This window comes from Marinobacter sp. NFXS9 (genome assembly GCF_040148665.1).
Lineage (GTDB): Bacteria > Pseudomonadota > Gammaproteobacteria > Pseudomonadales > Oleiphilaceae > Marinobacter_A > Marinobacter_A mangrovi.
The window spans coordinates 331,213-344,242 of record NZ_JAGDDW010000003.1 but is presented as its reverse complement, the minus strand read 5'-3'; the positions used below and the strand labels follow the sequence as shown (position 1 = coordinate 344,242).

The window sequence follows — 13,030 nt, the reverse complement described above, 5'->3', positions numbered from 1 at the left end:
TCGATGAGTGTTGGATGCGACGGCCTTAAGACAGGTAACGCTGGATGGACAGGCCATCCGTGGCGATATCCGGAGTCCGTCCGTTCACGATGTCGGCGACCAGCCGGGCCGACCCCTGCGACATGGTCCAGCCCAGGGTGCCGTGGCCGGTGTTCATGTACAGGTTGCGCAGGGGCGTCTCGCCGATGACCGGCACGCTGTCCGGCGTCATCGGGCGCAGGCCACACCAGAAACGGGCGTTGTCCAGATCGCCGGCTCCCGGGAACAGGTCGTTCACGACGAAGGCGGTCGGCTTACGGCGTTTTTCCTGGAGGCTGAGATCGAAGTCCGCAATCTCGGCAGTTCCGCCCACCCGGATGCGGTCATCGAAGCGGGTGACGGCCACCTTGAACGCTTCGTCCATCACGGTGGATTGTGGGGCACGATCGGCGTCCAGAATCGGCAACGTCAGGGAATAGCCCTTGATGGGGTAGATCGGCAGGCGGAAGCCCAGTGGGTTCAGCAACAGCGGGGAATAGCTCCCCAGCGCCATCACGAAGGCATCGGCCTGGATCGTTCCGTGGGAGGTGCGAACGCCGCTGATGCGATCACCGTCCGTTTCCAGGGCCTCGATGGTGGTGTGGAACCGGAACTCAATACCGGCCTCAGCGCAGTGCCGGGCCAGCCCCTTGGTGAATTTGTTGCAGTCGCCCGTGCCGTCCTGCGGAAAGCGCAGTCCGCCCACGAAATTGTCGGGTACGTTGGCCAGGGCGGGTTCATGGCGAATGCAGCCGGCATGATCGATCACCTCGTGTTCCACGCCGCAGGCCCGCAACGACGCCAGATCGGCGCCGATGGAATCCATTTTCTGCTGATCGCGGAACAACTCGATCGTGCCGCGGTTGCGGTGATCGAAGTCCAGCGGGACCTGTTGAGTCAGCTCGGCCAGGCAGGTCCGGCTGTACTCGGAAATGCGCAGCATCCGCTGTTTATTGACCTGGTAGGCCTGCTCGTTGCATTGGCCCAGCATGCGGAACAGCCAGCCGGCGGTACGCGGATTGAGGGAGCTCTTGCTGACCAGGATGGGCGCCATGTCCTGCATCATCCACTTCATCGCCTTGAACGGCACACCGGGCGCGGCCCAGGGGCTGGTGTAGCCGAAGGACAGCATGCCGGCATTGCCGAAGCTGGTTTCGTCCGCCACCGTCTCACGCCGCTCGACGACCGTTACCTCATGCCCGGATTGGGCCAGGTACCAGGCCGTCGATACGCCCGCTACGCCGCCTCCCAGAACCGCAATTTTCATCGCCCATGCACTCCCATCGTTGTCCTGACAGCAATCTGGCTGCCGTGTCTTTAACGGAATTCTAATGGAAGTGTTGGATGAAAAAGCTTCAAATAAAGTGATTTTGCAGTGTTATAAACTGCAGAAGATGGTTATATCAGTGGATAGCGCTTGTGAAGTGAGAAAGAAGGGCAAGACAGACGCACAGAGGGCAGGCAAGTCGCCTACCCGCAGGCAGGCGACGGGTGCTGGATAGGGGGCTTAGCTGTTCTCGGCAGCAACGACCGACATTTCCACCAGAATCGGCGGCCGCGCCATATGCGCCTCGACGCAGGCGCGGGCGGGTTTGGGCAGGTCGGCAAACCAGGCGTCCCAAACCTCATTCATGGCAGCAAAGTCGGCCATGTCGCGGATGTAGATGGTGACGGACAGCATCCGGTCGACGCCGCTGTTGGCCTCTTCGAGCAGGTCCCGGATCTTGCCCAGACAGCGTTCCGTCTGCTCGCGGATGTCCCAGGCCTCGTCACCGGCGGTCTGGCCGCACAGGTAGACGACACCCTGGTGCTTGACGATGCGGCTCATCCGGTCGGTGGAGTGGATGCGTTCGATATCGGACATGGTGGGCTCCTCTCAATCATTGGGGATAGGGTTGGCCCTATTCTAGTACAGGGTAGGGCATGAAAAGGCCGGATAAACCGGCCTGGTCCAGTGAAATCATCTGCCATCGGGTATGATGGCAGGCGGAAGCTTTGAGTAATTGCCTTTGCCCCGGGCCAATGCCTACCCTCTGTATGGAGTGAACCTGTGCCGACGGATAAGAAAAAACGCACCCTCGATCGTCTGGATCGTCGCATTCTGGCTGCCTTGCAGGACGATGGCCGCCTGAGCTACGTCGACCTGGCCGAGCGGGTCGGACTGAGCTCAACGCCCTGCATCGAGCGGGTTCGCCGGCTCGAAAAGGACGGTTATATCGAAGGCTATTACGCCCGACTCAATCCAGACCTGCTGGGATTCTCGATGCTGGTGTTCGTGGAGATCTCGTTGTCCTACCAGTCCCGGGACGCCTTCGAGAAATTCAACGAAGCGGTGGAAAAACTGCCGTTCATGCTGGAATGTCACCTGGTGTCCGGCGATGCCGACTACCTGATCAAGGCCCGGATCAGCGATATGTCCGAGTACCGGGCCTTGCTTGGCGAGATGCTGCTGGTCTTGCCGGGGGTGAAGAACTCCAAGAGCTACATCGTCATGGAAGAGGTGCAGGAGTCGATGCGCCTGCCGATCGATATTGCCTAACGGCTATGGCACCCGCGATCACGCCGCGCCGTCGGCCAGCGAATCGGTCTCGCGGTCCGACTGGTCGGCAACTGAAAAGGTGCGCATCTCGCCGTGGTGCATCACCCGGAACTCGGAGGGTTCCAGATGGGCACCCTCCAGCGCCTGCTGCAGGCGGCGAGGCGGTTCGTCCATGGGCTCATCAGTCAGCACGAACGTGCCCCAGTGCATGGCGATGGACTGTCGGGCGCCGATGTCCTTGTGGATATGCACTGCCTCTTCCGGCGACACATGGACCGGCGACATGAACCAGCGCGGCTCATAGGCACCGATCGGCAGCAGCGCCAGGTCGATCGGCGCGAACAGATCGCCGATCTGGCGGAAGACACCGCCGTACCCGGTGTCGCCACCGAAATACAGCCGGTAACCGGCTATCTCGATCAGCCAGCTGCCCCACAGCGTGGCGTTGCCATCCCGTGGCCCTCGACCGCTGAAGTGCTGGGTGGGGAGAAAGAAAACCTCGTCGCCCTCCGACAGCACCCGGGACGCCCACCAGCCCAGCTCCACCAGGTTCTGGATGCCGCGTTTTTCAAACCAGGGGCGCAAACCGGTCGGAATGCAGAAGCACAGGGCATCGCCGAAGCGGCGGTGCAGCTGGCGCACAGTGTTTTCGTCCAGGTGGTCGTAATGGTTGTGGGAAATGAGTACGCGATGGATGGTGGGCAGGGCGGCCACATCCAGCGGCGGTGGTGTGTAGCGCTTGGGGCCGACAAAGGTGAACGGACTGGCGCGCTCGGACAAAACCGGATCGGTCAGCACATTGAGCCCGCCATACTGGAACAGGAACGAGGCGTGCCCCAGCCAGGTCAGTTGGGGGGCTTCCGGCGGCTGGTTAAGGCGGTGGGCGTCCGGATGCATTACGTTGTAACGCCTGCCCTTGGGAAATCGGCGGCCGGGGCCCAGTTGCCAGCGCAGGAAGTCGCCCAGACCATGGCTCACCGTGGGTTCGATATTACGGAAACGATGACCTGTCGGGCCGTGTTGGGCGGCCAGAGCGGCCAGTTTCTCACGATCAATGGGCATGGTCCTGGTTCCTGAGTGCGTCCGGCATGGTTCTGCGAGCTTGCGTGACCTGGCCGGGCAATGCAACGGGCCGGCTTGCCCCCGGTTCAATCGGGCTGGCCCGCTCAGGCGGGTTGCCCTTGGCGGTCCAGGTGAACCGAACCCGCCCCGGCCGGAACCAGCACCGGATGATGTTGGGGCATCTCCACCGCCATTTCCGGTGTCTCGTCGTGCCAGTCTGCGGTCCAGCTGACCCGTGGCCTGCCGTCCCCCGGCTCGATCCGGATGGTGATTGTGCCAAAACGCGTGGGTGCCGGACCAAACCGGATGGGCTGCGACTGCTCGAGCCAGCGCGACGGGATGCCGGCGCACAGGATCAGCCGATCGCCTTCTTCCCGCACGAAGCAGTTGCGGACCATCAACACCCATTCGGCCGAGGCCCAGACGTGATGGCCATCCCCCATGCAACCACCGCCGGTGCCGGGGTGGATGGCTTCGGGCCACTGTCCGGTGGGGGAGGCCAGGTCGGCGACGGTGTCCATCAGATCCAGGTAACGGGGATCACCGGCCCTCAGCAGCACCTGTGCCACATGCAGGGTGAGATAGGCGTTCAGCCCGGAGTGAATCATGTCCTGGTAAAAGGCGCCGTTGACGAAGCAACGCTCCAGCAGGAATTCCACACAATCCAGCAGGCGGGGATCATCCGGCTCGCAAAGCTGGGTCGGATAGCCCAGTGCCAGCGAGCCGATGGCCCCCGCATCTAGGCGGCGATAGGGCGAAGCTGGCATGCCCAGGCGACCCAGCCGGTTCTGGCAACGTACCAGGCTGCGGTCCACCGCGCGCGTGAAATCGTCAGCGCCCTGACGGAAAGAGTGGCTGTCCTCCGCGGCGCGCTCGGCAGTCAGCTCGGCCGCCGCTTTCAGCCCGGCAATGCCCCAGAAATCATCCCAGAAGTAAAAGTCGTTGGGCCCCAGGTGTTCGGCACTGAAACCGGCGGGCAACAGGCCGGCATGGGGCGCGTCGAGGTTGTCGTCCAGACGTTTGCGGATGATCCAGTGGGCGCCGCGGCGGATCGGGTCCAGCCAGTGGGCGTCGGGCTTCTGGCCGGTCAGGTCGAAATACTGCTTGAGGATCCACAGCACCTCGCCGTTGGCGTCCCACTCGCCTTCCTGGGAGCGGAAATAGCCCCGTGGCGTCTGGCGTTCCGGGAAGCGGGCCAGAGCCCGTTCCGCGCGCCGGGTCAGGCCCAGGTTGAGCAAGGCATTGATGATGAACGCGGCATCCCGGAACCAGAAGCGCTTGTAGGTGAAGGGACCGGGGTAGACGTCGTCCGGCGAATGCAGGATCAGCGACGCTACAGCGGCGTCATAGAGGAACTGGTAGCGGGGTTCCGGGCACTCCAGCCGGGCGTGATCTTCCCGTTCCTCACGCCAGGCGTGAGGGGAGGGCAGGCGGGCGGTCTGATCGGTCAGTGGGACGCTGGCCGTCACTTCGGTGGTTTCGCCTGCCTTGACCGGAAACAGGGCGGCGGCGGTCACCATGCCCACGTCGCACACGCCGCGGGTCTGGTCATCCCGGTCCTCCAGGTGGATATGCACGTCCCCCTGCCGGTAATCGGACACGTGGTGCGTGTCGGCCGGCTTGCTGAACGTGACGTGGCGCTTGCCGTCGACGATCCAGGCATTGCGGTCGTCTGAGAGCTGTACCTTGTGGATGAAGCTGATCCCCTCGGGATTGTAAGGGCGCAGGGACAGGACCAGGCTGGTATCGCAGTCGGCATGGGCCCGCAGGCGCAACTTGCACACCGGTACGCCGTTCTCGACGGTCACCCAGGCGTGGCTGGTCAGGCGCAGGCCGTTCAGGGCGCTGTCGGTGGTCACGCTGACGCCGTCGTCCAGGGATTGCCACTGTTTGCAGTCCTTCAGGCGGGACGGCAACAGGCAGCGACCGTCTTTCGCCAGCAGCCAGCCGTCCAGGGACCAGCTGTCGAAAAAAGGCGTCAGCAGGCCGCGGGGATCGACGACTGGCAGCTCGTCGCAGTCCGGATGGCCGATAGCGGTCCAGTTGCGATGCGTCAGGTTGATGTGGGTGATGGAAAAAGCGCGTGGCACGAACGAGGCATCCAGCGGGTCGAATTGACGCTCGATCCAGTAAGGCCAGACCCAATCGAGGTTGTGTTGCACGACGCGGCTGTTGATCAGCCCCCGGGCGTGGAAGACCACGCCGGCGCGCAGCAGCTCGATCGGTTCGCCCACTTCGGAAGGTTGCGCGAATTTGTGCAGGCGCGCCAGCAGGCCAATCGGGTCCAGGAAACCATGCTTGCGGGCCACATAGCGCACCACGAAGCGCCAGGGAAGCCATTTAAGCCAACTCACGGGGTGTCCTCCACGATCTCTTCCTGTTCGGTATAGCGGGCCAGGGCGCGGCGGGCCAGCCGATTGAGGTAGATGACGGCGATCACCGTGCCGACGAAGCCGGCGCCGTAGATCGACCATTCCAGCGGGGTGCGCCCGGTCTCCCGGACGCCCAGCGTCGTCAGGTCAGCGGCCAGCGAGCCGAGATACACGTTATGCAGTGAGAAGGGGATGTAGCCCAGCAGGCAACCGAAGAAGAAACCGCGGAACGAGAAGTGGGTCAGCCCGAAAAAGAAGTTGGACAGCTTGCTGGGGAAGAACGGAATCAGCCGCGTCAGCAGGACGATCTTCCAGCCGTTGGGTGTCATTTCGTCGCTCATCACCCGCAGATGTGCCCGTGTCATGACAAATTGACGCGCCCGTTCACCAAACAGGTAGCGTGCGATCAGGAACGCCAGGCAGGCGCCCAGCACTGTGCCGGCGACCACATAGACCGTGCCCTTGAAAACGCCGAACACAAAACCGGCGCCGGTGGTGAACAGGACCCCGGGCAACAGCAGGACCATCACCGCGGTCATGATCAGGATGAACAACAGCGGTGCCCAGGCACCCTGGGCGTCGAACCATTGCAGCAGATCCACCATCCGTTCATGGATACCCAGGGCGTACAGGATCGCCAGCAGGATCGCGACAAACACGATGCTCGCCGCAATCCCCAGCAACGGGGACTTCTTCCAACCGGCCCGTCGTTCCAGTTCAGCCTGTTCCATGTGTGTGGGCACCTCCCGGCAAACTCTGCTCTAGGTCGCTCTGCGGTTAGTTGTCGCCATTGAACTCTTCGCGGGTGACCACCCCGTCGTCGTTGCTGTCGTGTTTCTCCAGCAGCGAGGAGGGGGCATCGTCGGCAGACGTCTGCGCTCCGCCGGCGGCGCTCTCGCCGTAAGGGGTCAGTTCGTCGCCGCTGAGCACGCCGTCGTTATTGGTATCCAGCTGTTCGAAGGTGGTCTGGTCCAGGGCGCCGCGATCCATGCCCAGTCCCCAGATATGGGAATTGCTTCGCTGCGCCGGCTCGCCGGTGGCGGCGTCACCAGCGCCCAGGGCCGGCATCGTCAGCAGGCTTGTTGTAAATGCCAGGGCAAGGGTCGTTAATGAGATCTTCATAAGCACCCCCTTCGTGAGATCGTCGAAGCAAGGACGCGACAACGTCCTCTGGAAAAAGACTCTCTGACTATCACTGTGGTGCAGGATCGGGCTTGTCTCAACCCGTCTTACGGAATGGCAATGGCCTACGCGGATCTCAGCCGGCATCCGCGTAGGTCATCCTGTCCTTCTCAGAGCGGCGTTGCCCGGCAGAAGTAGACCGAGAACAGGGACTGGGCATCGCTCCATTCGGACTCCACCTGGAATCCGGTGGATTGCGCCAGTCGGTCGAACTGGTCGTGGGTGTATTTGTAGGAGTTTTCCGAGTGAATGGTTTCCCCCTCGCGAAAGGCGATGGCCTCGCCGGCGCAATGGACCATCTGGTCGCACTCGCTGCGCAGATGCATCTCGATCCGTCGCGCGTCGGTGTTGTAGAACGCCCGGTGACTGAACCGGTTCGTGTCAAAGTCGGCGGGCAGGATGCGGTTCAGATGGGTCAGGGCGTTGAGGTTGAACGCCGCGGTGACGCCGGCCTGGTCGTTGTAGGCAGCATCCAGTATGCGGGTGTCCTTGTGCCGGTCCACCCCGATCAGCAGGCCGCCGTCGTCGCCCACCAGATGCCGCACGGCAGACAAAAAGCGTTGTGCCATGGCGGGACTGAAATTGCCCAGCGTCGATCCCGGGAAGAAGACCACCCGGCGACCTGAGCTGTCGGGCACAGGCAACTGGTCCAGCTGCGAAAAGTCGGCGCACACGGCCTGGATATCCAGATCCGGAAAGGCCTGGGCGACCGCGCCGGCCGAGTTCAGCAGGAAGTCGGCGGAAATATCCATGGCCAGGTAGTGGGCCGGTTGCAGGGCATCCAGTAACAGGCGGACTTTCTCGCAGCTGCCGCAGCCGGGCTCGATCAGGGTCGCATCCGGCCCCAGGTGATCGGCAATCTCTCCGGCCTTGTTGCGCAGCACCATGCGCTCGCTGCGGGTGGGGTAATACTCCGGCTGCTCCGTAATGGCCTCGAACAGCTGTGAGCCCTGCTCGTCGTAGAAGAACTTCGGGCTCAGGGTTTTCTGGGACTGGCTGAAGCCGCCCAGTACCTCGGCTACCAGATCGTGCCGGGGTGGGTGCATGTTGGTGTAGGTGATGCGCGGGTCGATAGCGGTGGCGGTATTGGGCACGGTTCAGCCTCCATTCCGGGCCAGACGCAAACCGCTGAACTGCCAGCGATCCGGTGGGTAGAAGAAGTTTCGATAGCTGGAGCGCACCTGGCGCCGATCGGTGACACAGGAGCCGCCGCGAAGCACCAGTTGGTTGCACATGAACTTGCCGTTGTACTCGCCGATGGCCCCGGGAGCCGGCTGGTAGCCGGGATAGGGACCGTAGGCGCTGCTGGTCCACTGCCAGATGCTCCCGAACAGGGTGTGATCGTCGGCCCGGCCCGGGTGATAGCGGCCCCGCTCGACGAAGTGGGCCGTGTCGCGGGCGGCGTCGGCTTCTTCCTGTGCCGCACACTCCCATTCGAACTCCGTGGGCAGGCGGGCCCCGAACCAGCGGGCAATCGCATCCGCCTCGTAACCGCTCAGGTGGCAGGCGATGCCGTCCGGGTCGAGCGGTTGCAGGCCATGCAGTGTGAATTCGAACCAGGCGTCGTCCTGGCGGACCCAGTAGAGCGGCTGCGTGGTGCCGGTGGTCTGGATGTGGGCCCAGCCGTCGGCCAGCCAGAGAGACGACTGGTGATAACCGCCGTCGCGCATAAAGGCCAGCACGTCGGCGTTGGTCACGGGTCGACTGGCCAGTTGGAAGGGCTCGAGGAAGACCCGGTGACGCGGCGTCTCATTGTCGAAGCAGAAGTCATCCTGTGGCGTGGTCCCAATCTGGCGAATACCGCCGGAATACGAATGCCAGGCGAGTTCCGCTGCCGGAGAGGCATCCTCAACGGCCGGCGCCTCGGTATACGTCGGAAACAGCGGATTACGGGCGAGGTTGTACTTGAGATCGGTGAAGAACAGCTCCTGATGCTGCATCTCATGTTGCAGGCCCAGTTCCGTGCGCGCTGCAATGGTTGCACTGTCCGGGAGGTCGCGGCTCAGGAGCTCGTGCATCGCGGTATCGACGGCATGCCGGTAGTCATAGACTTCCTTCACCGTGGGCCGCGACAGCAAGCCGCGCTGCGGTCGGGGAAACGGATCGCCCACGCCGTTGTAATAGGAGTTGAACAGATACTCGAAGCGCGGATGGAACGGCGTGTAGTTGGGGAGGAAGGGCTTTAGCAGGAAGGTTTCGAAGAACCAGGTGGTGTGGGCCAAGTGCCATTTAGCGGGGCTGGTTTCCGGCACGGCCTGCAGGCCGTAGTCTTCGATCTCGAGTGGCTTGCAGTAGGACTCGAAGCGACCGCGAACATCATCGTATTCGGCGTGCAAGGCATTCTGGAGCCGGGTGGAGATCTCCCGATCAGCAAACTCGCTGTGTGTCGGCATGGTGCACTCCTTTGCAGGGGCATCGTGGGGTAAATGAGGTTATGTCATTAACCATTGCCGACATGGCATACGCATGACAGGCCAGGCCGGCGAGTCTTCCCGACTGCCGTGTTGCAGGAAATAACTTGAGGACATCTACCCAGCATAGCCGGGCTGGCGGCGTTCAGCCGTTCCGACCAGTCTACTCATGTCCCCGGTTCTTTAAAGTTACGCAGCCGTCAGGTCATGGATCTTTTTCGGGATGGGACGGTTAGAGGCGGGGAGAGCCGGGATGCCCGGAGCGGCCGGGTGCGCGGCGATGCCGGGCTCAGCGACACCATGCGGGCCTGGTTTCTGCTGGCTACGTTTTCGAACATCGCACCGGCCCGGCCCGGCCCGGCCCGGCCCGGGGCGAGGCCCGGACCGGCTACCCGTCAGAGTCGCAGTGCGGTGTCGCTGGCCCATTGGGTGGACAGGGAAAGCACCCCGGTGCCCTGCAGAATCGACCAGGCGATACCCAGCACCGAGCTGCTGTCGGTCGCGATGTACCACTTGGATTCGCGAGCCCGGTAACGGCTCTTGTGGTAACCCAGTGCGCGGAAGGCGTAAAGCCGGTTGCCGCGGTTGTAGAGGAACTGGGCGACCCGGCGGATCATGGGGCGGTCTTGGCTCATTGCCTCGATGTTGTAGAGCGGGGCAATGCCCAGTGAGACTTCGTTGACGCCTTCCTCACGGAAACGCTCCATAGCCTGCAGGATGATGTAGTCGAGCAGGCCGGTCGGGGCCCGTTCCAGATCCTGGCGCAGAATGTTGGCGGTGTAGCCGGCCACACGGCCATCGCGGAAATAGGGGTCAAAGAACACATAGCCCGCCAGTTTACCGTCCAGGTAACCGTAGAACTTGCGGACCCCCCATTCCTCGCTCATCACCGGCGGGCGTGTCAGCAGGCTCAGTTCACGGGTACCGACGGCCTTGGTGCTGCGCCACTGGCTGGAAATGGTCGCAACCTGGTAGGCGTCCACCTCGTCCCAGGCCTGTTCCTGAACCGTCACCGGACTGCGCTTATGAAGATTGGCGGCATGGCGCAACTGCTTTTTGTGCTTGCCGGCCAGTGAGAATTCGGTCAGGTCGATGCTGAATTCGGTGCCGAACTCGTTGATGCGGAACCCCAGCGCGGCAAGATCCCGGCTGACCGCGGCATCGATCCCCACGAACAGGTGGCGGCCGGGCACCTGTTTCAGGAAACGGCCGAGCAGCCAGGAGCGTGCTTTGGGATCGCAGACCGGGTTGGCGAAAACGATATTGAACCGGAACCCGGGAATGCGCACGACCCGGTAGGCAATGAATCCGATGCTGCGTGCGCCGAAGCGCGGCGTGTCCTGTTGCAGTGTGAAATAGGCGCTGGACTGGCTGCCGTAGCGGGCCAGCAGGGCCTGACAGTCCGCCAGGGTCAGGTTGCCGTCGCAATCTTCGTTTGGCGAAAAGGCATCATGCAGTACCGTCGAAGAAGAAGGTAGCGAGGTCATGGACTTGAACTTCCTGTTTCGTGTTGGTCGTTTTTTGATCTTTTTCTTTGTTTTTTACACCGGCCTGTTTCAGGCGTATACCTCCAATCCGTTCCGATTGCCGGATTCATGACCAGCCGCACACTATTGGATCAAATCACTGAAATATTAAGATTATTGATTGTTGGACAATAGGATTTAATCGATTGGCGAGCTTTAAGGGTCCCGCTATGCTGTAACGCAATGGCAAGATCCGGGCGGATGCCCGGTCAGGGACGACAGACAACGGTAACCATGGGGGCCGGTAAACGGAGTTGTTGGATGTACAAAGGATTAACGGCAAGTGTTGTGGTGGTGCTGCTCATCGTGGGGCTGGTTCCCCCGGCCGGGGCAGACGAGATGTTACGGCAGCGGCTGGAAGCGATTCAGGCGGGCTATACGGTGGCCGCCGGTGGAGAGCCCCTGGTTGCGACCGCCGCACTGAGCGATTTCTACGAATCCCGCGGTTACACCCCTGCCTGGACCCGGCCCGAGCTGCGAGACGACTGGATGAGCGTGCTGGCCGGTATCGCCGGCGACGGTCTGATGCCCGACGACTACCACGCCAGCGCACTGGCCGAGCTGCAACAGGACAGCGAGACAGAATACTCGCAGGAGGCCCTGGCGGATCGGGATCTGTTGCTTTCCGACAGTTTCCTGTTGCTGGCGTCGCACCTGCTCGATGGCAAAGTCGATCCGGAAACGACCGACCCCGAATGGCAGGCCGAAAGGCATCAGCGCGAGCTCTACCAGATGCTGTCCCAGGCTTTGGATAGCGGCAACCTGGTGGCCACCGTCGACGCCTTGCGACCGACCCAGACGGGCTACCAGGCCTTACGCAGTGCCCACGGCCGGTTGGCGGCCATGGCCAACATGGAGTGGCCGCCGATTCCCGCCGGACCATCCATTGAGGTAGGGGATCGCGATGACCGTTTGCCCGTCATCCGGCAACGCCTGCGCCTGCTGGGGGATCTCAGGGGCGCGGAGGCGGGTGACCCGGTTGCGGATGTGTTTGACGACCGGCTTGAACCGGTGATCCGCGCCTTCCAGCGCCGACACGGCTTGACGGACGACGGCATCATCGGGCGCAAGACCCTGGCGATGATTAACCTGAGTCCTGCACAGCGGCTTGACCGGGTGGACCTTAACCTGGAGCGGTGGCGCTGGCTGCCAGACAGCCTGGGGCTGCGTTACGTCCTGGTGAACATCGCTGCGTTTGAGATGGAAGTGGTACAGGGCAATCAGGTCGTCATGGAAAAGCCGGTGATTGTCGGGCAGCCCTACCGGCGCACGCCGGTGTTCAGTGACCAGATCCGTTACCTGGTCCTGAACCCCACCTGGACCGTGCCCACCAAACTGATCCTGCAGGACAAGCTCCCGCAGATCCTGAAGGACCCGGGTTATCTGGAGCGTCTGGGTTTCGAAGTCTACGAAGGCTGGGGGACCGACCGGCGCCGTGTGGATGCGGCAACCGTGGACTGGAGCCGGGTGTCCGCCCGGAACCTGCCGTATCAATTGGTGCAGGCGCCGGGGCCACAGAATGCGTTGGGGCAGGTTAAGTTCATGTTCCCCAACAAATACGACGTTTACCTGCACGACACGCCGTCGCGGGACCTGTTCCAGAAAAGCGCGCGGACCTTCAGTTCCGGTTGCATCCGGCTCAAGGATCCGCTGGAACTGGCCGCCTACCTGCTGAAGGGAAAACCCGGCTGGGATGAGGATCGCCTCAATGCCGTGGTGGCGTCCCGGAAAACCACCACCGTCCTGCTGGATGATCCGATACCGATCCACCTGCAATACTGGACGGTTTGGGTCGACCGTACCGGAACGCTGCAGTTCCGGCCGGACATCTACGATCGCGACCCGGCGGTGCTGGCCGCGCTGCACGAGTCACCGTCGGCGGGCACGGCCGCCCAGGCCCGACTGACCAGAGACTGAGAC

General features: G+C 62.7%; 11 protein-coding genes. 2 read left to right on the top strand and 9 right to left on the bottom strand.

Annotated features, from left to right (window positions below):
• Positions 1 to 25: 25 nt before the first annotated feature.
• Positions 26 to 1,285 (bottom strand): D-amino acid dehydrogenase, encoded by a 1,260-nt coding sequence (locus J3364_RS07575; protein ID WP_349557755.1) that lies wholly within the window; start codon positions 1,283 to 1,285, stop codon positions 26 to 28.
• A gap of 240 nt (positions 1,286 to 1,525) precedes the next feature.
• Positions 1,526 to 1,882, bottom strand: coding sequence for a RidA family protein (locus tag J3364_RS07570; protein ID WP_349557754.1), 357 nt, complete (start codon positions 1,880 to 1,882; stop codon positions 1,526 to 1,528).
• Positions 1,883 to 2,068: 186 nt separating this feature from the next.
• On the opposite strand from J3364_RS07570, the gene J3364_RS07565 reads away from it, so the two are divergent.
• On the top strand, positions 2,069 to 2,557 hold the full coding sequence (locus tag J3364_RS07565) for an Lrp/AsnC ligand binding domain-containing protein (RefSeq protein WP_349557753.1): 489 nt from the start codon (positions 2,069 to 2,071) through the stop codon (positions 2,555 to 2,557).
• An 18-nt stretch (positions 2,558 to 2,575) separates the two neighbouring features.
• Here J3364_RS07565 and J3364_RS07560 read toward each other — a convergent pair whose 3' ends face one another.
• From J3364_RS07560 to J3364_RS07530, 7 genes are all read right to left on the bottom strand, one after another.
• Positions 2,576 to 3,619, bottom strand: a complete 1,044-nt coding sequence (locus J3364_RS07560) for an MBL fold metallo-hydrolase (protein ID WP_349557752.1) — start codon at positions 3,617 to 3,619, stop codon at positions 2,576 to 2,578.
• A 104-nt stretch (positions 3,620 to 3,723) separates the two neighbouring features.
• On the bottom strand, positions 3,724 to 5,973 hold the full coding sequence (locus J3364_RS07555; RefSeq protein ID WP_349557750.1) for a glycoside hydrolase family 15 protein: 2,250 nt from the start codon (positions 5,971 to 5,973) through the stop codon (positions 3,724 to 3,726).
• Complete coding sequence (locus J3364_RS07550; protein ID WP_349557748.1) at positions 5,970 to 6,722, bottom strand: TVP38/TMEM64 family protein; 753 nt, start codon at positions 6,720 to 6,722, stop codon at positions 5,970 to 5,972. The genes J3364_RS07555 and J3364_RS07550 overlap by 4 nt, the downstream gene beginning before the upstream one ends.
• Positions 6,723 to 6,768: 46 nt before the next feature.
• A complete protein-coding gene (locus J3364_RS07545) occupies positions 6,769 to 7,113 on the bottom strand; it encodes an EF-hand domain-containing protein (RefSeq protein WP_349557747.1) in 345 nt (114 codons plus the stop codon).
• Positions 7,114 to 7,283: 170 nt separating this feature from the next.
• Positions 7,284 to 8,267 (bottom strand): L-histidine N(alpha)-methyltransferase, encoded by a 984-nt coding sequence (egtD, locus tag J3364_RS07540; RefSeq protein WP_349557746.1) that lies wholly within the window; start codon positions 8,265 to 8,267, stop codon positions 7,284 to 7,286.
• A 3-nt stretch (positions 8,268 to 8,270) separates the two neighbouring features.
• Positions 8,271 to 9,566: an ergothioneine biosynthesis protein EgtB gene (egtB, locus tag J3364_RS07535; protein ID WP_349557745.1), complete on the bottom strand. Its 1,296-nt coding sequence runs from the start codon at positions 9,564 to 9,566 to the stop codon at positions 8,271 to 8,273.
• Positions 9,567 to 9,979: 413 nt separating this feature from the next.
• Positions 9,980 to 11,071: a DUF2156 domain-containing protein gene (locus tag J3364_RS07530; RefSeq protein WP_349557744.1), complete on the bottom strand. Its 1,092-nt coding sequence runs from the start codon at positions 11,069 to 11,071 to the stop codon at positions 9,980 to 9,982.
• Positions 11,072 to 11,371: 300 nt separating this feature from the next.
• Here J3364_RS07530 and J3364_RS07525 point away from each other — a divergent pair, with 300 nt between their 5' ends.
• Positions 11,372 to 13,027, top strand: coding sequence for a L,D-transpeptidase family protein (locus tag J3364_RS07525; protein WP_349557743.1), 1,656 nt, complete (start codon positions 11,372 to 11,374; stop codon positions 13,025 to 13,027).
• Positions 13,028 to 13,030 lie beyond the last annotated feature (3 nt).

Excerpts from the sequence above, each read along its gene's own strand:
- J3364_RS07575 (WP_349557755.1), bottom strand. The coding sequence starts at position 1,285 with ATGAAAATTGCGGTTCTGGGAGGCGGCGTAGCGGGCGTATCGACGGCC.
- J3364_RS07570 (WP_349557754.1), bottom strand. The coding sequence starts at position 1,882 with ATGTCCGATATCGAACGCATCCACTCCACCGACCGGATGAGCCGCATC.
- J3364_RS07560 (WP_349557752.1), bottom strand. The coding sequence starts at position 3,619 with ATGCCCATTGATCGTGAGAAACTGGCCGCTCTGGCCGCCCAACACGGC.
- J3364_RS07550 (WP_349557748.1), bottom strand. The coding sequence starts at position 6,722 with ATGGAACAGGCTGAACTGGAACGACGGGCCGGTTGGAAGAAGTCCCCG.
- J3364_RS07545 (WP_349557747.1), bottom strand. The coding sequence starts at position 7,113 with ATGAAGATCTCATTAACGACCCTTGCCCTGGCATTTACAACAAGCCTG.
- egtB (WP_349557745.1), bottom strand. The coding sequence starts at position 9,566 with ATGCCGACACACAGCGAGTTTGCTGATCGGGAGATCTCCACCCGGCTC.
- J3364_RS07530 (WP_349557744.1), bottom strand. The coding sequence starts at position 11,071 with ATGACCTCGCTACCTTCTTCTTCGACGGTACTGCATGATGCCTTTTCG.
- J3364_RS07525 (WP_349557743.1), top strand. The coding sequence starts at position 11,372 with ATGTACAAAGGATTAACGGCAAGTGTTGTGGTGGTGCTGCTCATCGTG.